The 20839-nt window shown below is 42.4% G+C and carries 24 protein-coding genes; 22 read left to right on the top strand and 2 right to left on the bottom strand.

Going from position 1 to position 20839, the window contains the following annotated elements; translation table 11 throughout:
* Positions 1–388 precede the first annotated feature (388 nt).
* Positions 389–592, bottom strand: coding sequence for a sigma factor G inhibitor Gin (locus ACEQ1T_RS16890; protein WP_206845890.1), 204 nt, complete (start codon positions 590–592; stop codon positions 389–391).
* A 266-nt stretch (positions 593–858) separates the two neighbouring features.
* Here ACEQ1T_RS16890 and ACEQ1T_RS16885 point away from each other — a divergent pair, with 266 nt between their 5' ends.
* The 10 genes from ACEQ1T_RS16885 (at position 859) to rsmI (ending at position 8096) form a co-directional block, all read left to right on the top strand.
* Positions 859–2295 (top strand): aminotransferase class I/II-fold pyridoxal phosphate-dependent enzyme, encoded by a 1437-nt coding sequence (locus ACEQ1T_RS16885; RefSeq protein ID WP_370223860.1) that lies wholly within the window; start codon positions 859–861, stop codon positions 2293–2295.
* A 20-nt stretch (positions 2296–2315) separates the two neighbouring features.
* Positions 2316–2942 carry a dTMP kinase gene (gene tmk / locus ACEQ1T_RS16880; protein WP_370223859.1) on the top strand — a complete coding sequence of 209 codons (627 nt, stop codon included), beginning with the start codon at positions 2316–2318 and terminating at the stop codon, positions 2940–2942.
* Positions 2943–3109: 167 nt separating this feature from the next.
* Positions 3110–3439, top strand: a complete 330-nt coding sequence (locus ACEQ1T_RS16875; protein ID WP_009336682.1) for a cyclic-di-AMP receptor — start codon at positions 3110–3112, stop codon at positions 3437–3439.
* A gap of 42 nt (positions 3440–3481) precedes the next feature.
* On the top strand, positions 3482–3922 hold the full coding sequence (locus tag ACEQ1T_RS16870; RefSeq protein WP_206845886.1) for a YaaR family protein: 441 nt from the start codon (positions 3482–3484) through the stop codon (positions 3920–3922).
* A gap of 13 nt (positions 3923–3935) precedes the next feature.
* Positions 3936–4943 (top strand): DNA polymerase III subunit delta', encoded by a 1008-nt coding sequence (holB, locus tag ACEQ1T_RS16865; protein ID WP_009336680.1) that lies wholly within the window; start codon positions 3936–3938, stop codon positions 4941–4943.
* Entirely contained in the window at positions 4936–5763 is an 828-nt protein-coding gene (locus tag ACEQ1T_RS16860) for a stage 0 sporulation family protein (protein ID WP_009336679.1), read from the top strand. Before holB ends, ACEQ1T_RS16860 begins: the two co-directional genes overlap by 8 nt.
* A 12-nt stretch (positions 5764–5775) precedes the next feature.
* Complete coding sequence (gene yabA / locus ACEQ1T_RS16855) at positions 5776–6150, top strand: DNA replication initiation control protein YabA (protein ID WP_061794161.1); 375 nt, start codon at positions 5776–5778, stop codon at positions 6148–6150.
* Positions 6151–6225: 75 nt separating this feature from the next.
* Positions 6226–6966 carry a tRNA1(Val) (adenine(37)-N6)-methyltransferase gene (locus tag ACEQ1T_RS16850; protein WP_370223857.1) on the top strand — a complete coding sequence of 247 codons (741 nt, stop codon included), beginning with the start codon at positions 6226–6228 and terminating at the stop codon, positions 6964–6966.
* Positions 6956–7240 (top strand): GIY-YIG nuclease family protein, encoded by a 285-nt coding sequence (locus ACEQ1T_RS16845; RefSeq protein WP_370223856.1) that lies wholly within the window; start codon positions 6956–6958, stop codon positions 7238–7240. The genes ACEQ1T_RS16850 and ACEQ1T_RS16845 overlap by 11 nt, the downstream gene beginning before the upstream one ends.
* Positions 7218–8096: a 16S rRNA (cytidine(1402)-2'-O)-methyltransferase gene (gene rsmI / locus ACEQ1T_RS16840; RefSeq protein WP_206845882.1), complete on the top strand. Its 879-nt coding sequence runs from the start codon at positions 7218–7220 to the stop codon at positions 8094–8096. The genes ACEQ1T_RS16845 and rsmI overlap by 23 nt, the downstream gene beginning before the upstream one ends.
* 50 nt (positions 8097–8146) lie before the next feature.
* Here the strand turns inward: rsmI and ACEQ1T_RS16835 are convergent, their stop codons facing one another.
* Positions 8147–8431 (bottom strand): AbrB/MazE/SpoVT family DNA-binding domain-containing protein, encoded by a 285-nt coding sequence (locus tag ACEQ1T_RS16835; RefSeq protein WP_009336674.1) that lies wholly within the window; start codon positions 8429–8431, stop codon positions 8147–8149.
* Between the two features lie 843 nt (positions 8432–9274).
* Here ACEQ1T_RS16835 and metG point away from each other — a divergent pair.
* The 12 genes from metG to spoVG all read left to right on the top strand — a co-directional run bounded on the left by metG (position 9275) and on the right by spoVG (position 20698).
* Positions 9275–11227: a methionine--tRNA ligase gene (metG, locus tag ACEQ1T_RS16830; RefSeq protein ID WP_370223854.1), complete on the top strand. Its 1953-nt coding sequence runs from the start codon at positions 9275–9277 to the stop codon at positions 11225–11227.
* Positions 11228–11441: 214 nt separating this feature from the next.
* Positions 11442–12209 (top strand): TatD family hydrolase, encoded by a 768-nt coding sequence (locus tag ACEQ1T_RS16825; RefSeq protein ID WP_206845878.1) that lies wholly within the window; start codon positions 11442–11444, stop codon positions 12207–12209.
* 656 nt (positions 12210–12865) lie between these two features.
* Complete coding sequence (locus ACEQ1T_RS16820; protein WP_370223864.1) at positions 12866–14059, top strand: ubiquitin-like domain-containing protein; 1194 nt, start codon at positions 12866–12868, stop codon at positions 14057–14059.
* 210 nt (positions 14060–14269) lie between these two features.
* A complete protein-coding gene (gene rnmV / locus ACEQ1T_RS16815) occupies positions 14270–14830 on the top strand; it encodes a ribonuclease M5 (RefSeq protein ID WP_370223853.1) in 561 nt (186 codons plus the stop codon).
* Entirely contained in the window at positions 14823–15701 is an 879-nt protein-coding gene (rsmA, locus tag ACEQ1T_RS16810; protein ID WP_370223852.1) for a 16S rRNA (adenine(1518)-N(6)/adenine(1519)-N(6))-dimethyltransferase RsmA, read from the top strand. Before rnmV ends, rsmA begins: the two co-directional genes overlap by 8 nt.
* 296 nt (positions 15702–15997) lie before the next feature.
* Positions 15998–16882, top strand: a complete 885-nt coding sequence (gene yabG, locus ACEQ1T_RS16805) for a sporulation peptidase YabG (RefSeq protein ID WP_370223850.1) — start codon at positions 15998–16000, stop codon at positions 16880–16882.
* 317 nt (positions 16883–17199) lie between these two features.
* Positions 17200–17463, top strand: coding sequence for a biofilm formation stimulator Veg (veg, locus tag ACEQ1T_RS16800; protein ID WP_009336667.1), 264 nt, complete (start codon positions 17200–17202; stop codon positions 17461–17463).
* Positions 17464–17580: 117 nt separating this feature from the next.
* The gene (locus tag ACEQ1T_RS16795; RefSeq protein WP_026041722.1) at positions 17581–17754 is read left to right on the top strand and encodes a small, acid-soluble spore protein, alpha/beta type; all 174 of its coding nucleotides are present in this window, start codon (positions 17581–17583) and stop codon (positions 17752–17754) included.
* 319 nt (positions 17755–18073) lie between these two features.
* Positions 18074–18943 carry a 4-(cytidine 5'-diphospho)-2-C-methyl-D-erythritol kinase gene (ispE, locus tag ACEQ1T_RS16790; protein WP_206845903.1) on the top strand — a complete coding sequence of 290 codons (870 nt, stop codon included), beginning with the start codon at positions 18074–18076 and terminating at the stop codon, positions 18941–18943.
* A 59-nt stretch (positions 18944–19002) separates the two neighbouring features.
* Positions 19003–19821, top strand: coding sequence for a pur operon repressor (gene purR / locus ACEQ1T_RS16785; RefSeq protein WP_009336664.1), 819 nt, complete (start codon positions 19003–19005; stop codon positions 19819–19821).
* Positions 19822–19845: 24 nt separating this feature from the next.
* Entirely contained in the window at positions 19846–20220 is a 375-nt protein-coding gene (gene ridA / locus ACEQ1T_RS16780; RefSeq protein WP_206845875.1) for a 2-iminobutanoate/2-iminopropanoate deaminase, read from the top strand.
* Between the two features lie 187 nt (positions 20221–20407).
* A complete protein-coding gene (spoVG, locus tag ACEQ1T_RS16775; RefSeq protein ID WP_009336662.1) occupies positions 20408–20698 on the top strand; it encodes a septation regulator SpoVG in 291 nt (96 codons plus the stop codon).
* The last annotated feature ends 141 nt before the right edge of the window (positions 20699–20839 follow it).

The following is a 20839-nucleotide window of genomic DNA, read 5'->3' as shown; positions in this document are numbered from 1 at the left end:
CCTGTGAGAGTAGGACGCTGCCGGGCATATGAAAGAGCACCTGATGGGTGCTCTTTTTTGTGTGCTTGGATGAGTTACGGTACCCAATATTTTATTGGGACTCTTCTTTTTAATGGAAAATAGATATTTGCGTCACATCGGTCAACAAATGCGCCACTTTTTCATGATATGCGCCACTCCTTATTGCATCATCTTTTTAAAAGTCAAATCCGTTCTCACCAAAGATGGATTGTGCCAAAAGGTGTGATAAACTTCAATATATGCGAGATAAAATCGAATTCCTGCTAGATAAAAACAAAAACATATTAGATAAACTGCCCGCCATGCTGGCTGGGTAGGCCCAAGAAACCCGCATAAAATAAAAAGCCCCTATCAAAGGGCTTACATTTTAAGAAAATATCTCCGGCATGGTTATTTTCCGCAGTTTCTTTAAGTAATAATTATATTTTGGATTGCTTGTATCCGTGGTGATTAAATCTTTTTCACAATCTGTGCAGATAAAAGAAGTGTATAGATGTATTCCCCTGGTTTTTTCCTGCTCGCATATGACACATTCTTCCCCTGCATGTTTTTTTGCTAATAGCGAACCCAATCACTCCACCTCCATACACTTATTCTGCCCAGATCAATGGTATTGTATACAATTTTTCGAATATTCATTGGCGGGTTTTTTGAGGTTACTTGATTAATATTGTATGATGGAAATCTAATTTGGGTGTATGTCTATAAAGGATTTCTTTCATAAATTTGCTTGATGATTCAGGGACTGGCGCAGATATCGCCCTCATGTTTCTTTTATAGCAAGCGTATACTTGATTTGTTAAAATAAGAGAAGAATCTTAGGAAAGTGATGAAGATATGAATCACGAACAGACTCCATTTTGGGATCAATTAAAAAAACATGCTTCACATCAGCCGGTATCTTTTCATGTGCCGGGACATAAGAACGGTCATCTTTCAGGCGGTGAGGGAGCAGAATATTTTAAAGATATTTTAAAGCTCGATGCTACTGAGCTCAGCGGACTGGATGATTTGCATTCTCCTGAAGGAGTCATTTTGGAGGCGCAAAAGCTGCTTGCCGATTTGTATGGTGTTCCAAAAAGCTTTTTCCTTGTTAACGGATCGACCTCAGGAAATCTCGCCATGGTCATGTCAGCCGCAAAGGAAAATGAGACTGTACTTGTCCAGCGGAATTGTCATAAGTCCATTCTTAATGGCATTACATTGGCTAAGGCTAAGCCTGTCTTTTTAGCGCCTGAATTTAATGAAGAGTGGGGCGTTGCCGGGGGAGTAGCTTTAGAGACCGTTAAAGAGGCAATCAGACAAAATCCGGAAGCAAAAGCCCTTGTCTTAACCTATCCTAATTATTACGGAATGGTGTTTGACCTTGAAAGCATTATTGAGTACGCTCATAATCATGGAATCCCCGTACTGGTGGATGAAGCACATGGAGCACATTTGATCGGGGGAAAAGATTTTCCTGCTTCGGCCGTTCAGCTTCAGGCAGATCTGGTTGTACAATCCGCACATAAGACTCTGCCTGCTATGACGATGGGGGCTTATCTGCATTTTAATAGCCATTTAATAAAGGAAGAAAGAGTGTCCAAATTTCTGGGGGTTCTCCAATCAAGCAGCCCTTCCTATCTCATTATGGCATCTCTTGATTTGGCAAGAGCCTATTTAGGTTCCTTTTCGGCAAAGGATGAGGAAGTACTGCTTGAAAAAATCAGGCAGTTCAGGAAGAAACTAAGTAAGGTAACAGGAATTAAAGTTTTGAATTTTGAACATCAAAACGGTGACCCTTTAAAAGTGACCATCCAGTCGGAAACCGTTCTTAGCGGGTTTGAACTGCAGATTCTTCTGGAGAAGCACGGGATTTTTACAGAAATGGCAGATCCAGATAATGTCCTATTTGTTTTGCCTCTTTTAAAAAAAGATATGGATTATCCATTAGAACGGGTTATTCACTGCTTGGAAGAAGAGTTGAAATCATATGGACCTGCAGACCGCCATGATAAAATCCCTTTCAGTAAAAGGCCTGTCTCTGGCCTTGCCCTGGAGCAAAAGGAACAAGAACGTCGCGCCATTAAAACGGTGGCTCTGGAAGAGGCCGCCGGCAAAATATGTGCACAGCAGGTAACTCCTTATCCGCCAGGCATTCCGCTATTATTCCCTGGTGAAATCATAGAAGGGGAAGACATAGCAAACATAAGATTTCAAATTATGGCCGGAGCACGGTTCCAAAGTGGGGAAAATATAAAAAGAGGCAGCATTCACGTTTATCAGGATGTATAACAGCAGCTGGAGGAAGTAAAATGAAAAAAGGTAAGTTTATTACGGTCGAAGGACCTGAGGGTGCCGGAAAAACAACGATTATTGATATGCTGGCAAGCAATCTGACAAAGGAAGGCTATCAGGTTCTTCAGACAAGAGAGCCTGGCGGAATTGAGATTGCAGAGCAGATCAGAAGTGTCATACTTGATAAAAATAATACAAAGATGGATCCAAGAACAGAGGCACTGCTATATGCTGCAGCCAGAAGGCAGCACCTGGCTGAAAAAGTAAAGCCAGCGATGGATAAGGGATTCATCATATTATGTGATCGGTTTATTGATAGTTCACTTGCTTATCAGGGCTATGCAAGGGGCCTCGGCATTGATGAAGTATACTCTATAAACAGCTTTGCCATTGAAGGCATGATGCCTGAACTGACGCTGTATTTTGATATTGAACCGGAGGATGGGCTGGACCGAATCAATCAGCATAAAGGCCGGGAAGTGAACCGCCTGGACCTGGAAAAGCTCGACTTTCACCACAAAGTGCGGGAAGGCTATTTGAAGCTAATGGAGCTTTACCCGGAGCGCATCACTAAAATCGATGCATCGAGGCCAGTGGAGGAAGTATATCAGCAGGCGGAGCGCAAGCTGAAAGAACTAATATAAAAATTCGCCTTAAAGATTATATCTCTTTAAGGCTTTTTTAATAAACTTGCTGGCCAGTTTTCAAAATAATTTTTCCGGTATTCCCTTAATTTCTGCTTGAAGATAAAATAATTGATATAATAAAAGTAAGATAAAACGGATCAAAAACTTGTAAAGGGGATGGGCTTATGAAATTAATTCTGGCAGTCATTCAGGATCAGGACAGCAATAAGTTAATGAATGCGTTGGTTGACAATAATTTTCGTGCGACAAAATTGGCCAGCACGGGCGGATTCTTGAAATCAGGCAATACAACGTTCATGATTGGGACAGAGGATATCCGTGTGGAGAGAGCCCTGCAGATAATTAAAGAAAATTGCAGAGCTAGAGATCAGCTGGTAGCACCTGTATCGCCAATGGGCGGAAATGCGGATTCTTATGTGCCTTACCCTGTAGAAGTCGAAGTTGGCGGTGCGACGGTATTTGTCCTGCCGGTTGAACAATTCCACCATTTTTAATAAATACAAAGGGAGCTTAATACCCTTTGCGGAGGATTAGGTATGAAAATTAATCAGGAACTTCGGCTCAAGATGGAAAATGTCCGCAATGAGCAGAAGCAGGCGGCCGGAAGCGGCGTTAAATTTTCTGAAATGGTACAGAAGCAGGACCAGAAAATGCAGGCTTCTCAGCTTCAGGGTCTGTTGAAGGATATAGATGCCGCTGGAGAACGGCTGGCGCGCTCCAGAACCTTTAAGGATTTAGCCAAATTTAAAACGCTTGTGAAGCGGTTTGTGAAGGAAGCCGTTGACTTTGGGATGGAGCTGAAGCAATCGCACAGCTGGAACCAGCATGGACAGGGCCGGTCTCTGAAAGTAGTAGAAACGGTTGATGAAAAGCTGTCAGAGCTGACGGATGAACTAATGAAAAAAGAAGAATCATCTATCGATATACTGGGGAAAGTCGGCGAGATTAAGGGACTTTTAATAAATATATATATGTAAGTGAGTGATCATTGTGGGAAAAACGTGGGAACAGCTGGAGGTCATACAGCCAGTTGTATTGAAAATGTTTAAAAATAGCATAGAGAAGGATCGGCTGGCCCACGCCTACTTATTTGAAGGGATGAAAGGAACGGGAAAGCGGGAAGCAAGTATGCTTTTGGCGAAAAGCCGATTCTGTCTTGAGCCGCTTGATGGGTATGTTCCATGTGAAACATGTTCAAACTGTAAGAGGATCAACAGCGGCAATCACCCTGATGTTCATATTCTTGAGCCGGACGGGCTTTCTATCAAAAAAAGTCAAATTCAAAGCCTGCAGGAAGAGTTTTCAAAGACCGGGGTGGAATCTAAACGCAAGCTTTATGTGATTGTACATGCTGATAGAATGACAGTTAACGCTGCCAACAGTTTGCTTAAATTCCTGGAGGAACCCCATGCAGAGACGACCGCTGTGCTTATTACCGAGCAGTCGCAGCAGATGCTTCCTACTATTCTATCCCGCTGCCAGACCATTTCTTTTAAACCATTATCTCCTGCAGAAATGATTCAGCAATTAAAAAATAATGGAGTGGATCCTGCCCAGGCACCATTACTTGCACAAATTACCAATAATTTGGATGAGGCTTTGCAATATAGTTCTGATGATTGGTTTGTACAAGCACAAAAAATAGTGTTAAAATTATATGAAGTGGTGAAGAAGAATCCGCTTGAGGCGATGGTTGCCCTGCAGGAGGATTGGTTCTTGCACTTTAAAGAAAAAGAGCAGATTGATCGCGGCTTGGATCTATTACTTCTTATTTTTAAAGATTTACTATATATTCAGCTTGGGAAACAAGACCAGGTTGTCCATCTGAACGAACGAAATCGTTTAGAGCAGTTTGCACTGCAATCTTCTACAAAGCGTCTGACGGAACAGATGACGGCTGTTTTGGAAGCCAAAAGAAAATTACAGGCAAATATGAATCCGCAGCTGTTGATGGAACAGCTTGTGTTAAAATTGCAGGAGGGATCTTCCTTTGTATGATGTAGTAGGAGTGCGCTTTAAAAAAGCGGGCAAGATTTATTATTTTGATCCCGGAGATCTCTCAATACAAAAGGATGACTTTGTCATTGTCGAAACTGTCCGAGGCGTAGAATACGGAAAAGTGGTAATTGCCCCGAAGCAGGTCGATGAACATGATGTTGTCCTCCCATTAAAAAAGGTTCTTCGTATTGCAGATCAAAAGGATCGCATGATTGTCGAGGAGAACAAGCAGGCGGCCAAGGAAGCATATGAGGTCTGCTGTGAAAAGGTCCATACACATCAGCTTGATATGAAGCTGGTCGATGTTGAATATACATTTGACCGAAATAAGGTCATTTTCTACTTTACGGCTGATGGCCGGGTTGATTTCCGCGAGCTTGTCAAAGACCTCGCAGCCATCTTCCGGACAAGGATAGAACTTCGCCAGATTGGTGTGAGGGATGAAGCAAAAATGCTGGGCGGAATTGGCCCATGCGGAAGAATGCTCTGCTGCTCCACTTTCCTTGGTGATTTTGATCCTGTATCCATCAAAATGGCAAAGGACCAGAATCTATCGTTGAACCCAACGAAAATATCAGGATTGTGCGGACGCTTAATGTGCTGCCTGAAGTATGAAAATGATGAGTACGAAGCAGCAAAGGAACAGCTTCCGGACCTTGGGGAATGGATTCAGACCCCTGATGGAGCTGGAAAAGTGGTAGGCTTGAATATATTGGAGCGTGTTCTGCAGGTTGATGTGAAAGAAGCGGAGCGCGTCCTCGAATATACACTGGATGAAATTTTAAAACAAGGTGCTGTATCAGTTCAGTCCACAGATTAAGAGGTGGAAGTCGTGGATAAAAAAGAAATCTTTGACTCAGTGAGTAATATGGAAACCCAAATTGGAGAGTTATATCAGCAGCTTGGTGAGTTAAAGCAGCATTTGGCAGAAATACTTGAAGAGAATAACTCTTTGAAGCTGGAAAATGAACATTTAAGACGCCATTTAGACATATCTGCGGAAAAGGAAAGCACATCGGCGAAAAAAGGCAAATCAGAGCAGTCTGCCGATGCTGCCGATGATGATAAGGTAATTGATATTGGAGAGGGCTATGATAACCTTGCCCGCCTTTATCAGGAAGGGTTTCATATTTGCAATCTCCATTTCGGCAGCCCTCGAAAAGAGGGAGACTGTCTGTTTTGCTTGTCTTTCCTGAATAAGAAGTAAATTTTAGCCTTCCTGATGATGGGAAGGCTATTTTTCCATAGAAGCAAAGAATCAGAGAAGCATGGAGGATCAAGAATGGATTTTTTAAAAGAAGGGGAACGTCTGGACTATTTGCTGGCTGAAGATATGAGAATTATTCAAAGCCCGGCCGTTTTTTCTTTTTCACTGGATGCTGTCCTGCTGGCCCGGTTTGTATATGTGCCGATTCAAAAAGGCAATCTCATTGATTTGTGCAGCGGAAATGGCGTGATACCGCTTTTTTTAAGCACAAGAACAAAGGGGGCCATTACAGGCGTAGAAATTCAGGAACGTTTGCATGATATGGCGGTCAGAAGCATTGAATACAATAAGCTTCAAGAGCGGATTAAGATGATTCACGGAGATATTAAAGAAATACATCAGGTTTTAGGTTATGGAAAATTTGATGTTGTGACCTGCAACCCGCCCTATTTTCCTACACCTTCCCGGGAGGAAATCAATGAGAATGAACATTTGGCGATTGCCCGCCATGAAATTCTCTGTACACTGGAGGACGCGATTAAAGCGTCAAGCGGGCTGGCGAGACAGGGAGGCAAGGTGGCATTTGTGCACAGGCCGGGCAGGTTCCTGGATATTGTCACACTGATGCGCAAGTATAAGCTTGAGCCGAAAAGGGTGCAATTCGTCTATCCGAAGGCCGGAAAAGAAGCGAATACCCTGCTGATTGAGGCGGTCAAAAACGGAAATCCGGACCTGAAAATCCTGCCTCCTTTATTTGTATATAATGAAGAAAATGAATACACATCTGAAATGAGAGAGATTTTATATGGAGAATAGCCATTATTTTTACGTTCTCCATTGCCGTGATGGCAGCTTGTACGCGGGCTATACCAATGATCTTGAAAAACGGGTGAAGGCCCATAATGAAGGAAAAGGGGCGAAGTATACAAGAGGCAGAGGGCCGGTGGACCTGGTCTTCTTTCGATCCTTTTCTGAAAAAGGCGAAGCGATGAGAGCCGAATATGAATTTAAGCAATGGCCCCGGAAAAAGAAAGAAGAGTTTTTAATGAAAGAGACTGGTGGTACATATGTGGCAGCAAAAAAGCTTTGAACACGAAGAAACAAAAGGAATCCTTTATTTAGTCCCGACTCCGATCGGCAATCTGGAAGACATGAGTTTCAGAGCAGTTAGGATTCTGAAGGAAGCTGACTTTATTGCGGCGGAGGATACGCGCAATACGAAGAAGCTCTGTAATCATTTTGATATTGCAACACCCATTATCAGCTATCACGAACATAATAAGGAGGCAAGCGGGCAGAAGCTGCTTGACAAAGTGGCCAATGGCGCAAAGATTGCCCTTGTCAGTGATGCAGGAATGCCTGCGATTTCAGACCCGGGCTTTGATCTTGTAGTGGCGGCTGCTGAAGAAAAGCTGACAGTGGTGCCCCTTCCTGGTGCGAATGCTGCCCTGACCGGCCTGATTGCTTCCGGCATTGATACACAGCCCTTTTATTTCTACGGTTTCCTGAACAGGCAGAAGAAACTGAAGAAACAGGAGCTGGAAAATCTCTCGAAGCTGAATGCAACCATCATCTTATATGAAGCTCCCCACCGCCTGAAGGAAACCCTCTCGCTGATGTCGGATATTATGGGGAACAGGAATATCGTGTTATGCCGCGAACTGACGAAGAAATATGAAGAATTTATCCGGGGAACTGTAGCAGAAGCAATGGAATGGGCCTCAAATGGAGAGGTACGAGGAGAATTTGTGATTATTATTGAAGGAACTTCCGAGGCTGTGCAGGATGAAGAAACAGCTTGGTGGGAGAATCTTTCGGTTGAAGATCATGTTAGACATTATATAGAAGAAACTGGACTATCGAGCAAAGAAGCCATTAAGCAAACGGCAAAAGACCGGGGAATAAATAAGCGGGATGTTTATCATGCTTATCATATTGAGGAATAAGGCAGCTAGTAAAAAAGCTTCTCACACGCGTGAGAAGCTTTTCTTCATTATTATTTTGCTAATTCAAAAGTGTTTTGAATTTCTTTTAACAGCTGTTCTGCACCGTCACGGCTTAGAATTAATTTGCCGTTTGCTAATGAGATATTTTCATCAGATACTTCCCCAGTAACTTGGCAAGTCATGTTTGGCTTGTACTTTTTAAGGATGATTCTTTCGTCATCAACGTAGATTTCCAAAGCGTCCTTTTCAGCAATTCCAAGTGTACGTCTTAATTCAATAGGGATAACTACGCGGCCAAGCTCATCAACTTTACGAACAATACCTGTGGATTTCATAATAAAAGTCTCCTCTCAAATCTCCAATAATATTTTTCTCTATCTATGTTGTTTCGTCATTATTCGACAAAATCTTTATTACATTTATAATACCAGCCATTCCCATATACGTCAATTACTTTATTTTGAATTAAAATAGAAAATTTTAGGATATAAGTTGAAGGGTTGATATAACAACGTTTTTTAAGAAATTAAGAAGGTTTAATATAGAAAGGAGGAAGAACCAAACAAAAATTAGTAATATGACTCTTTTCGACATTTCGACAAAATTCTACAATATTTATACTTTTACTATAATAATATTCGAAAGTTAATTTCCTTTTTTAGGGTTAGTAAATAAAAAAATTTAATTTAAGAAAAATCCTGCCATCCCTTTCTGCCTATTGGTTGCACAATTTCAAGTTTTTAGGTATATTTTGATGGTATAAGAGGTTATGCTGACGAATATAACTTCTTGTAAAATATTGATATAGCAGGCCCAAAACGGCACGATTTTCTGATTAATACTCTCGTCCAAATTGGGCGGGATTTTTTTACAGAGATAAGAAAGTATAACTTTGAACTTCGATAACTGTCTAGCTCCAGCGCCTACCCCCTCGAGGTCACAAGCCAAGCCTCCCAAAAAGGTAAAGAACACCTTTCCGTGAGGCTCGTCTTGTGCTTGAGGCCCCCAGGATGGGGGTCATGCAGACGTTGCCACAGGACGTGGAGTTTTTAGTCTGCGTTCCATCGTGACCAAGGCGCTTGCGCTTTTCTTAGTATCCATTATGAGTCAGACAAAAGCATAGCTGCATATATATATATGCACCCCATGCTTTCTTAAAAAATGAGGGAGGGAATCTTGTGGAGGACAAATTAAAGACGTTTTATTTAACCACTCCAATTTATTATCCTAGCGGAAATTTACATATAGGGCATGCCTATACAACTGTTGCCGGAGATGCAATGGCACGCTACAAGCGCATGCGCGGCTTTGACGTTATGTACCTGACAGGTACGGATGAACATGGACAGAAGATTCAGGAGAAGGCAGAAGAAAAAGGGGTAACACCGCAGCAGTACGTAGATGAAATTGTCGCCGGCATCCAGGATCTCTGGAAGAAGCTCGATATTTCCTATGATGACTTTATCCGTACTACTCAGGACAGACATAAGCAGATCGTAGAAAAAATCTTCGCTCAGCTTGTAGAACAGGGTGACATTTATCTTGGCGAATATGAAGGCTGGTACTGTACACCATGTGAGTCTTATTACACAGAACGGCAGCTTGTAGATGGAAACTGCCCTGACTGCGGACGTCCCGTTCATAAAGTAAAAGAAGAATCCTATTTCTTTAAGGTAAGCAAGTACGCTGACAGGCTTCTGCAGTATTATGAAGAAAACCCATCTTTCATACAGCCTGAATCCCGTAAGAATGAGATGATCAATAACTTCATTAAACCGGGTCTCGAGGATTTGGCGGTATCCAGGACCACTTTTGACTGGGGAGTGAAAGTGCCGAATAATCCAAAGCATGTTGTTTATGTATGGATCGACGCACTATCAAATTACATCACAGCGCTTGGCTATGGAACAGATGATGATTCCAAGTATCTGAACTATTGGCCTGCCGATGTACACCTGGTAGGGAAGGAAATTGTGCGCTTCCATACAATTTACTGGCCAATCATGCTGATGGCATTGGATCTGCCCCTTCCTAAAAAAGTGTTTGCTCATGGCTGGCTTTTGATGAAGGACGGCAAAATGTCCAAATCAAAAGGAAATGTAGTGGATCCTGTTACCCTTATTGACCGATATGGTCTTGATGCTCTTCGCTATTACCTGCTTCGCGAAGTGCCATTCGGCGCAGACGGAGTGTTTACGCCAGAAGGTTTTGTGGAAAGAATCAACTTTGATCTTGCCAATGATTTAGGAAACCTTTTAAACCGGACGATTGCGATGGTTAATAAATATTTTGACGGTGTCATTCCGGCATATAAAGATTCAGACGGAGAGTTTGACCAGCAGCTGCTGCAAATGAACCGTGAGACGGTTTCCAAATATGAGGAAGCTATGGAAAAAATGGAGTTCTCTGTTGCCCTATCTGCAGTTTGGCAGCTTGTCAGCAGAACGAATAAATATATAGATGAAACGCAGCCTTGGGCTCTTGCCAAAGAGGAAGAGAAAAGAGAAGAACTTGCGAGTGTAATGGCTCATCTGGCGGAATCCCTGCGCAGAATCGCAGTGCTTCTGCAGCCATTCCTGACACGTACGCCAAAAGAAGTATTCTCACAGCTGAATATAAACGAAGAAGCATTAACATCCTGGGAAAGCCTTGAAACATTCGGCCTGATTCCTGAAGGCACAAAGGTATTAAAGGGAGAACCGATTTTCCCTCGCCTGGATATTAATGAAGAAGTCGAGTTCATTAAAACCAAAATGCAGGGATCTGCTCCTAAAGTGGAAGCAAAAGCAGAGGAAAAGCCGGATAGTGAGGAAATCACAATCGGTGACTTTATGAAGGTCGATTTAAGAGTGGCTCAGGTCATTCAGGCTGAACCGGTGAAAAAAGCTGATAAGCTCTTAAAGTTACAGCTTGATCTTGGCTATGAAAAGCGCCAGGTCGTTTCCGGGATTGCCAAATACTATAAACCGGAAGACCTGGTCGGCAGAAAAGTCATCTGCGTCACAAATTTAAAGCCTGTTAAACTTCGCGGTGAGCTTTCAGAAGGAATGATTTTAGCAGGAGGAAAAGACGGAGAACTTTCACTTGCCACAATCGCTGAATCCCTTCCATTGGGTGCAAGGGTAAAATAATATTATTTATTTCTCCTGTTTAAAATAAAAACATAGAAGTGTTAAGCGTATACCGTGGGCATTTCTATGTTTTTTATTTTTGGAAAAAAATATTCTTAAAAAGTAATTTTAGGTGATTTTATTTAATTCGAACCATTTTGTTATCACATTATTTTTGTTACATGACTGACATAATAGTAATAGAAAAATAATATGGAGAAAAAGGAGTTTTTTGATGTTTTTCGACACACACGCACACCTTAATGCCGAACAATATAACGAGGATTTACAAGAGGTGATTGACAGGGCCCTTGATGAAGGAATTTCCAACATTGTGGTCGTTGGGTTTGACCGTCCAACTATTGAGAAAGCGATGGAGCTGACTGAGAAATACGATTTCATCTACGCAAGTGTAGGATGGCATCCGGTTGATGCCATTGATATGACAGAGGATGATCTTCAGTGGATTGAAGAGCTTTCCAGCCATCCAAAAGTGGTTGCACTGGGAGAAATGGGCCTGGATTATTATTGGGACAAGTCTCCAAAGGATATTCAGCAAGAAGTCTTCCGAAAGCAGATTCGTCTTGCGAAAAAAGTTAAGCTTCCCATCGTTATCCATAACCGTGATGCGACAGCCGATATAGTCGAAATCCTTAAGGAAGAAGGAGCGGGAGAAGTAGGAGGCATCATGCATTGCTTTAGCGGCAGCCCTGAAATTGCCAAAGAGTGTGTGGATATGAACTTTTTTATTTCACTTGGAGGTCCGGTGACATTCAAAAATGCAAAAAAGCCAAAAGAAGTAGCCGATGTTATTCCGCTTGAAAAGCTATTGATTGAAACAGACTGTCCCTATCTTACTCCTCATCCATTCAGAGGAAAACGGAATGAACCTAGTTATGTCAAACTAGTTGCAGAACAGATTGCAGAAATAAAAGGACTTTCGGTAGAAGAAGTTGCACAAGCAACCACAGAAAATGCAAAAAAATTATTCGGCATAAACTGATATCTCTTTTTGTCGAAACCTGTGGGAGCTTGTCCAAATTTTTTCTGATTCTAAAAAGTTCTACATGTCTCTTTCTTCTCATAGGATAACCATGTCGATAAGTCTCTCTTTCCTTTATCCTGTTTTTTTTGCATAATAGGAAATACGTTTACGAGAGGGCTTGCCATTTACTAGAAAAGCGGAAGCTAGAAAGTTCGAAAAAGTGCTGTTCCAGCACCCCTGCCGATCGAGCGGAAGGCGTTTGCTGCAAGTTGAGGAGCGTGACAGATAGAGAACCGGCAGTCTGAAAACTTGAGGTACTTCCGGAAGTGCTCCCGCTTGCTGAACGCCTGATCGGCAGAAAATAAGGGATTACCAAAAAGACGTAAAAATCCCTAAATCAAAAAAAGAAGGATTTTTCAGATGAGTGTGGAAAAGTATAAATCCAAGGCAAGCATCATCGAAAACGGGGCAGTTGCAAGAAGGCATGCATAGAGAGGAGCTGTCTTTCATACATAGAGATAGAGTGCAGTTCTATGGATTCAGGCAATCATAGCCCAATGCCTGCATTCACCAGCCTTTCGGAAGCTGGAAAATTGAAAGAGTTGACAGTCGGCAAGATACTCTATATAATCACTCCGAGAGAAAAGGAGGCGTTTTTCATCGTGATTCAAAACATGAAAAACCTGTTATCCAAGTCTTTGAGTAAAAAGAAATTGGCCATTTTTTCTGCTAGTTTAGTAGTCTTTGCTGCTGCCTGCGGTTTCATTGCATATGAAACGACAAAGAAAACAGTAGCACTGACGATAGATGGCCAAGAGAAAGTCATCAAAACGCATGCATCAACGATTCAAGATATATTCGATGATCTAGATATTTCACTCCGCTCAGAAGATTATGTGTTTCCCTCGGTAAACACAGAGGTTAAGGACAATACAGAAATTGTCTATGAACCGGCTAAACAGGTGAACGTTGTAACAGATAACGAGAAGAAAACGATTTGGACGGCTGCAAAGACGGTCGGAGACGTTTTAAAAGAACAGAATATTACTCTGACTGAACATGATAAGGTTCAGCCAAAGCCAGAGGATAAAATTAAAAGCAACCTTGAAATTCAAGTAGAGAAAGCATTCGCTTTAACGCTTAATCATGGCGGCAAAGAGAAGCAGGTTTGGTCAACTTCGACTACGGTCGCTGACTTTTTATCACAGCAGGGAATCAAGATTAATGATTTAGACCGTGTTGAACCAAAGTTGGAAGAGACAGTCAAAGCCAATGACATCATAAAAGTCATTCGAGTTGAAAAAGTCACCGATGTAGTGGAAGAACCAATTAATTTCGCAGTTGTGACAAAGAAGGATAATAGCTTGGCTAAAGGCACTGAAAAGGTGATGAATGCTGGAAAAGAAGGCCTTAAGACGAAAGAATTTGAAGTCGTCCTGGAGAATGGCAAAGAAGTTTCCAGAAAGCTGATCAGTGAAAAGCAAGTGAAAGAAAAGCAGGATAAGGTAGTAGCTGTCGGAACAAAGGTGGCTGCAGCAACACAGGTGGTTTCCCGCGGAACAAGCAGCAAGGCAAGCGGAAAAGAAATATATGTATCATCAACAGCCTATACGGCCAATTGCAGCGGATGCTCAGGCAGAACCGCTACTGGCTTGGATCTGCGTGCCAATCCGGGTGCAAAGGTAATAGCTGTTGATCCAAGTGTCATTCCACTTGGAACGAAGGTCTATGTTGAAGGTTATGGCTATGCCGTTGCAGCAGATACGGGCGGTGCTATCAAAGGCAACAAAATCGATGTATTCTTCTCCTCCAAATCAGAAGCTTACAAATGGGGAAGAAAGACCGTAAAGATTAAAATATTGAATTAATTTTTGTTGATGCAGGGGCTTTCCCTGCATTTTTTATTTCCTTGCAGAGAAGGTTAATAATTAACATTTTTCATTTCTCAGCTGCATCATATATAATAAGAACTATTCTTTATTACTATATTCTTCTTACATCTATTTAGACGAATTACATTACAGAAATGTTTCAATTTTTTTTCATTTTTTTTATATTTTATTTTTCATGGAGGAAGTATGAAAATCAAAGAAATTATCGTTGTTGAAGGCAAGGATGATACAGCGGCGATCAAAAGAGCCCTTGATGCCGATACAATTGAAACCAATGGATCTGCCATAAATCAGGAAACCATTGAAAAAATAAAGCTTGCCCAGAAAACTAGAGGGGTAATCGTATTCACAGACCCGGATTTTCCTGGCCAAAAAATCCGGAATACGATCAACAATGATGTACCCGGATGCAAGCATGCCTTTATAGAAAAAGCGGATGCCCTCCAAAAGCATGGCAGAGGAGTGGGCGTTGAGCACGCATCGCCTGAAATGATCCGCCAGGCATTAAAGGATGCCCAGGTTATGCAGGAAACATATGAAGAAACCATTACCCAGGAAGACCTGGTAACCGCAGGCCTGATTGGCGGAGAAGGCGCCAAGGAAAGAAGAGAAAAGCTTGGCAGACTTCTCAAAATCGGCTACACAAACGGCAAGCAGCTTCATAAGCGCTTAATGATGTTTCAGATCAGCCAGAAAGATTTTGCTGAGGCAATCGAAGCTATTCGCAAGGAGGAACAAAATGCATAAAGATATTGCAACGCCAGCCAGAACACGGGCGATTTTGGATAAATACGGATTTTCTTTTAAGAAAAGCCTGGGACAGAACTTCTTGATCGATACGAATATTCTCCGAAGAATTGTCGATCATGCAGATTTAAAGGAAGAGTCGGGCGCCATTGAAATAGGACCTGGAATTGGGGCATTGACTGAACAGCTGGCCCGGAGAAGCAAAAAGGTGCTTGCTTTTGAAATTGACCAGCGGCTGCTCCCTATTTTAGAGGAAACTTTATCGCCATATTCCCATGTATCCATCATCAATGAAGATGTATTGAAGGCAGATGTTAAGACAGCGATTGAACGGGAGTTTGAGGGCTTTGATGATATTATGGTTGTCGCCAACCTTCCGTATTATGTTACAACACCGATTATCATGAAACTGCTCGAGGACAAGCTTCCGATCAGGGGAATCGTCTGTATGCTCCAGAAAGAGGTAGCAGACAGAATTTCAGCCCGTCCTGGGACGAAAGAGTACGGCTCACTCTCCATTGCTGTCCAGTACTATACAGAGGCTGAAACGGCCATGATCGTGCCGAAGACGGTCTTTGTTCCACAGCCGAATGTGGATTCAGCCGTCATTAAACTGACGAAGCGCAAAGAGCCTGCAGTGACGGTGAAAAGCGAATCCTTCTTTTTCCAGGTGACAAAAGCAAGCTTTGCACAAAGACGCAAGACTCTGCTGAATAATTTAACAAGCCAGCTTCCTGGAGGAAAACAAAAGAAGGAACAGATTCTCTCCGCTCTCGAACAAGCCAATGTCGAGCCTGGCAGAAGAGGGGAAACTCTATCCATCGAAGAATTTGCCCGATTGAGCGATGCCCTGCTGCCGCATTTTTCGTAAAAAATGAAGCCCTGCTGAAAACAGCGGGCTTTTTTTTGCCTCAAATTTTGAACGCCAATAACTGGATAGCACTATATGGAACGCCTCGTCAGCTTTATCATCATACGAATAAAAGCATAGCTTTTAGGACGAGCACCTTCCCCCTCGTGAAGCCGGGAGCCGGCAAGGCGCTTCCACTTTTCTAATTCTACGCACATGTTTATAGACGAATGCATAATTTATGACATAAATAATAAATCACAAACAATAGATCAGAAGCAGCCCGTGTTTACCCTCGGGCAATTGGAGTGACGACATTGACTATAAATACGATGGATATCGTCGGAAGAATTTCTTATCACTGTGATATTTTATTCCGCGTGATTGATATTAAAGAACAGGGCGGCAAAAAAATGGCCGTATTATTCGGAGAGGATATTCGTCTAGTTGCGGATGCTCCCTGTGAGGATTTAATCGTCATTAACCAGGCGCAGAGGATGAAGGTTGAGCAGGAGTATAGGTCGCTTGAGGAACAGTCCTTCCAGCTTTTCAGGCAGGACCTCGCTCTATTGAGGGAGAAGCAGGAGTATGAGGTGACTGACGGCTACAGCAAGACGCTTAACTATTTTCAGATACCAGGCAGGGTGCTTCACCTGGATGGTGATCCTTCTTATTTAAAGAAATGTTTAAGTGTCTATGAAAAAATAGGCATACCCGTAACAGGAATCCATTGCAATGAAAAGGAAATGCCGATGAAAATCGGACAGCTCATCGATCATTACAGGCCTGATATTCTGGTTGTAACAGGTCATGATGCATATTCGAAGGCAAAGGGGAAAAAATCGGATATCAATGCATACAGGCACTCCAGGGAGTTTGTACAGACAGTGAGGGAAGCACGCAAAAAAATACCGCACCTTGATCAGCTTGTCATTTTTGCCGGAGCATGCCAGTCCCATTTCGAGTCGCTGATCCATGCGGGTGCCAACTTTGCCAGCTCTCCTTCCAGGGTGAATATCCATGCCCTTGACCCTGTATACATTGTTGCGAAAGTCAGCCTTACTCCATTTATGGAAAGAATCAATTTATGGGATATTTTAAGAAATACATTAACAGGTGAAAAGGGGCTCGGAGGAATAGAAACCCGGGGAGTACTGAGAACAGGAATGCCTTACAATGACGATGATTTAAACGAATCCTAATCAGCAGGCCGTTTGCGTTATATAGCGGCTTGTTTTTTTATGCTTTTCCCCTGGAAAACAAGAATTTATTAAGTTTTTTCGAGGAATTTCGCGCAATGTTATTCGACTATTTCCCAGGTAATGAAGTGCAGTCTTATAAGGCTTTCAAAAACCATACATAATCTTTGCCATTTAAGGTAATCCTAAAATTGTTGAAAATTAGAAGAAAAAGTAGAACAAAACATATTGACATTTATTTTTAAACACTGTTATAATTTATATTTTTGTTTGACAGTATTGTGTCAGTGTGATATACTTAACATAGTGAGGTGGACCGAATGGCAAAAACATTATCAGATATTAAAAAAGCTCTTGATTCAAATCTTGGGAAAAGGCTCCTGCTAAAAGCAAATGGCGGGCGCAGAAAGACCATTGAACGCTCAGGGGTTCTGGCAGAAACGTATCCTTCAGTATTTGTGATTGAGTTAGATCAGGATGAAAATGCATTTGAACGGGTATCTTACAGCTATGCAGATGTTTTAACAGAAACGGTTCAAATTACATTCTATGAAGACACATCAGGACAGGTTGCTTTAAGCTAATATATATGACAGCGGGCGGTGAACAAATTGTTTACTGCTTTTTGTTTGCCTTTTTTCATGAATGAAAGGCCCCTTTCACATACTATACATACCGCAGTGCGAAAGGAGATGTTAATGTTGGGCAGAAGACGGGGCGTTATGTCAGACGGTTTAAAAGAAGAAATTGCGAAAGAGCTTGGCTTTTATGATGTGGTCCAAAAGGAAGGATGGGGCGGCATCCGTGCCAAAGATGCCGGCAATATGGTTAAGCGGGCTATTGAAATCGCACAGCAGAACCTTCTTAACAAATAGCATTCGCACAGATTATGTTTAAGCATTAATATGCACTGCGTCAGCCGAAGCTTATGCTTCGGCTTTTCCTTTTATTAAATAGTGTTAACCCTTATATTCCAAGCCATTGCGCTTTTCTGTTTAATTTGTGGTAAAATAGGACAAAAAATGGAGACGCTCTAGAAGAAAAGCACAATACTGCCGCTTATTGCCGGTTAAAATAAAGTCAATACTGAATGAATGTATGGCATTCCCTTTAGAATGAGCCGGCAGGCCAAAGAGCTTCGCTTAATGGAGCTGGACAGGAGTCCGATTTAGAGGAAAGAAGTAGGTGGAAATGTTGAAGGTCATGGTGAAGGCGCCTGCTAAGATCAACTTGTCATTAGATGTTTTACATAAACGGGAAGATGGCTATCATGAAGTGGAAATGATAATGACAACGATTGATTTGGCAGACCGCCTGGAATTAACACTTTTAGATAAGGACGAGATAAGGATAATCTCTCATAACCGATTTGTTCCGGATGATCAGCGAAATTTGGCATATCAGGCTGCACACCTTCTTAAGGAACGGTTTCAAGTGAAAAAAGGTGTATCCATTACAATAGAAAAAGCAATCCCGGTTGCTGCGGGACTTGCTGGAGGCAGCAGTGATGCAGCCGCAGCTCTAAGAGGCCTTAACAAGCTGTGGGATTTGGGGCTTTCATTGGATGAGCTTGCCGAAATCGGGACGGAAATCGGTTCTGATGTGTCCTTTTGTGTATACGGAGGAACTGCTTTAGCTACAGGAAGAGGAGAAAAGATTCAGGAGCTTCCTGCTCCTCCAACCTGCTGGGTCATACTGGCTAAGCCGTTCATCGGCGTATCGACTGCTGACGTTTATAGAAGACTGGATGTAGAGCAGGTACAGCATCCGAATACTGCAGGAATGATCGAAGCGATTAATGCCGGCAGCTACAATGATGTCTGCCGGAACATGGGGAATGTTCTGGAGGATGTAACACTAAATATGCATCCCGAGGTGCTGCAGATAAAAGAACAGATGAAACGATTTGGTGCGGATGCTGTTCTGATGAGCGGCAGCGGACCGACCGTCTTTGGGCTTGTGCATCATGATTCAAGAATGCATCGGATTTATAATGGCCTTAGAGGTTTTTGCGACCAGGTTTTTGCGGTCAGAATGCTCGGAGAAAGACATAAGCTTGATTAAATCCGTATATTAATGGTATATTATCGTTAAAATATTCGGATTTAAATGGGGGTTCCACAATGAAATTTCGCAGAAGCGAACGGTTAATAGATATGACCAATTATTTATTGAACCATCCGCGTCAGCTGGTATCCTTAACTTTCTTTTCAGAAAGGTATGGTTCTGCCAAGTCTTCGATCAGTGAAGATCTCACAATCATCAAAGAAACATTTGAGCAAAGAGGAATCGGCACGCTGCAAACCGTTTCCGGAGCAGCAGGCGGCGTAAAGTTTCATGTTAAAGTAACCGATGATGAAGCCCGGCCATTTGTAGATGAGCTCTGCAGCTTAATTGCCAGTCCGGAAAGGCTTCTTCCCGGCGGCTATCTTTATATGACAGACATTCTTGGAGACCCTTTAATTGTACAGCGTGCAGGAAGGCTCTTTGCCTCAGCCTTTGCAGATAAACCTGTTGATGTGGTCATGACGGTAGCTACAAAAGGGATTCCCCTTGCTTATGCTGCCGCTAATTATCTCAATGTGCCCGTTGTCATCGTCAGACGGGACAGCAAGGTGACAGAAGGATCTACGGTAAGCATTAACTATGTGTCAGGTTCCGCCAAAAGGATTCAGACCATGGTTCTTTCAAAAAGAAGCCTGGCAGAGGGATCCAATGTCTTAATCATTGACGATTTTATGAAAGCAGGCGGAACGGTTAATGGCATGGTCAGCATGCTGGAAGAATTCAAAGCAAACCTCGCTGGCATTGCTGTCCTGGTCGAGGCAGAAAAAGCAGAAGAACGGCTGGTTGACGAGTACCTTTCTCTTGTGCGTCTATCCGATGTTGACGTGAGGGAAAAGAAAATCAATGTAAGTGAAGGCAACTATTTTAAAAAATAATCATATTTTTTAGGGGGAGAATTCATGAAAGTCATTCAAACGAATCACGCGCCGGCAGCAATTGGGCCATATTCTCAGGGAATTACAGTAAATAACCTATTCTATAGCTCAGGGCAAATTCCGCTTACGGCAGAAGGTGTTATGGTTGATGGTGATGTAAAAGAACAGACGCATCAGGTATTTAAAAACCTGCAGGCAGTGCTTGAAGAAGCGGGCGCGTCATTAGATACCGTTGTAAAGGCAACGGTATTTATCAAGGACATGAACGAGTTTGCAGCCATCAATGAAGTGTATGGGGAATATTTCAGCACACACAAGCCTGCGCGCTCCTGTGTGGAAGTGGCACGCCTGCCAAAGGATGCATTGGTTGAAATTGAAGTGGTAGCCCTCGTAAAATAAATAACCGCGTTTATTTTCGCTCGTTCATGTGAACGGGCGTTTTTTAATACAGAAAAGTGCTTTAGCAGTCAATATTTTATTTTGAACAAAATATTCAAAAAATATTTTTTATCTAAGAAGGAGATTCAGGAAATATGTTGAATTTATACAATTAGGATTATATCTTCTCGAAAAGGTGGTGAACAGAATGGAAGTGACAGACGTTAGATTACGCCGCGTTAACACGGATGGACGAATGAGGGCAATCGCATCTATTACGCTGGATCATGAATTTGTTGTTCATGATATTCGTGTGATCGATGGGAATAATGGCTTATTTGTAGCTATGCCGAGCAAACGTACTCCGGATGGGGAGTTTAGAGATATCGCGCACCCGATCAATTCAGGAACGCGCGGTAAAATCCAGGAGGCTGTATTAGCCGAGTACCACCGTTTAGGTGAATTAGAAGTGGAATTTGAAGAAGCCGGTGCTTCCTAAGAAAATATATCAACAAGGGCCTGCTACATAAGTAAGGCTCTTTTTTATTTTAGCTGTGAAAATTCAAGCTCTGAGACCCCCTGTTATTGGCGGTGCTTAGGGCTTTTTTCTTTCTTGTTTATTACCCCTCCTGTAAAAATA

The sequence above is a fragment of the Cytobacillus sp. genome (genome assembly GCF_964223445.1).
Lineage (GTDB): Bacteria > Bacillota > Bacilli > Bacillales > Cytobacillaceae > Cytobacillus.
Note: the sequence above shows the minus strand (reverse complement) of the source record. Positions and strands in the feature narration are given on the sequence as shown.

Bases quoted from the DNA above. Each gene is read 5' to 3' on its own strand.
- ACEQ1T_RS16850 (WP_370223857.1), top strand. From the start codon at position 6,226: ATGGATTTTTTAAAAGAAGGGGAACGTCTGGACTATTTGCTGGCTGAA.
- rsmA (WP_370223852.1), top strand. From the start codon at position 14,823: ATGCATAAAGATATTGCAACGCCAGCCAGAACACGGGCGATTTTGGAT.
- ACEQ1T_RS16870 (WP_206845886.1), top strand. From the start codon at position 3,482: ATGAAAATTAATCAGGAACTTCGGCTCAAGATGGAAAATGTCCGCAAT.
- ACEQ1T_RS16845 (WP_370223856.1), top strand. From the start codon at position 6,956: ATGGAGAATAGCCATTATTTTTACGTTCTCCATTGCCGTGATGGCAGC.
- ACEQ1T_RS16825 (WP_206845878.1), top strand. From the start codon at position 11,442: ATGTTTTTCGACACACACGCACACCTTAATGCCGAACAATATAACGAG.
- veg (WP_009336667.1), top strand. From the start codon at position 17,200: ATGGCAAAAACATTATCAGATATTAAAAAAGCTCTTGATTCAAATCTT.
- ACEQ1T_RS16885 (WP_370223860.1), top strand. From the start codon at position 859: ATGAATCACGAACAGACTCCATTTTGGGATCAATTAAAAAAACATGCT.
- purR (WP_009336664.1), top strand. From the start codon at position 19,003: ATGAAATTTCGCAGAAGCGAACGGTTAATAGATATGACCAATTATTTA.
- ACEQ1T_RS16835 (WP_009336674.1), bottom strand. From the start codon at position 8,431: ATGAAATCCACAGGTATTGTTCGTAAAGTTGATGAGCTTGGCCGCGTA.
- rsmI (WP_206845882.1), top strand. From the start codon at position 7,218: ATGTGGCAGCAAAAAAGCTTTGAACACGAAGAAACAAAAGGAATCCTT.
- rnmV (WP_370223853.1), top strand. From the start codon at position 14,270: ATGAAAATCAAAGAAATTATCGTTGTTGAAGGCAAGGATGATACAGCG.
- ridA (WP_206845875.1), top strand. From the start codon at position 19,846: ATGAAAGTCATTCAAACGAATCACGCGCCGGCAGCAATTGGGCCATAT.
- ACEQ1T_RS16875 (WP_009336682.1), top strand. From the start codon at position 3,110: ATGAAATTAATTCTGGCAGTCATTCAGGATCAGGACAGCAATAAGTTA.
- spoVG (WP_009336662.1), top strand. From the start codon at position 20,408: ATGGAAGTGACAGACGTTAGATTACGCCGCGTTAACACGGATGGACGA.
- ACEQ1T_RS16820 (WP_370223864.1), top strand. From the start codon at position 12,866: ATGAAAAACCTGTTATCCAAGTCTTTGAGTAAAAAGAAATTGGCCATT.
- tmk (WP_370223859.1), top strand. From the start codon at position 2,316: ATGAAAAAAGGTAAGTTTATTACGGTCGAAGGACCTGAGGGTGCCGGA.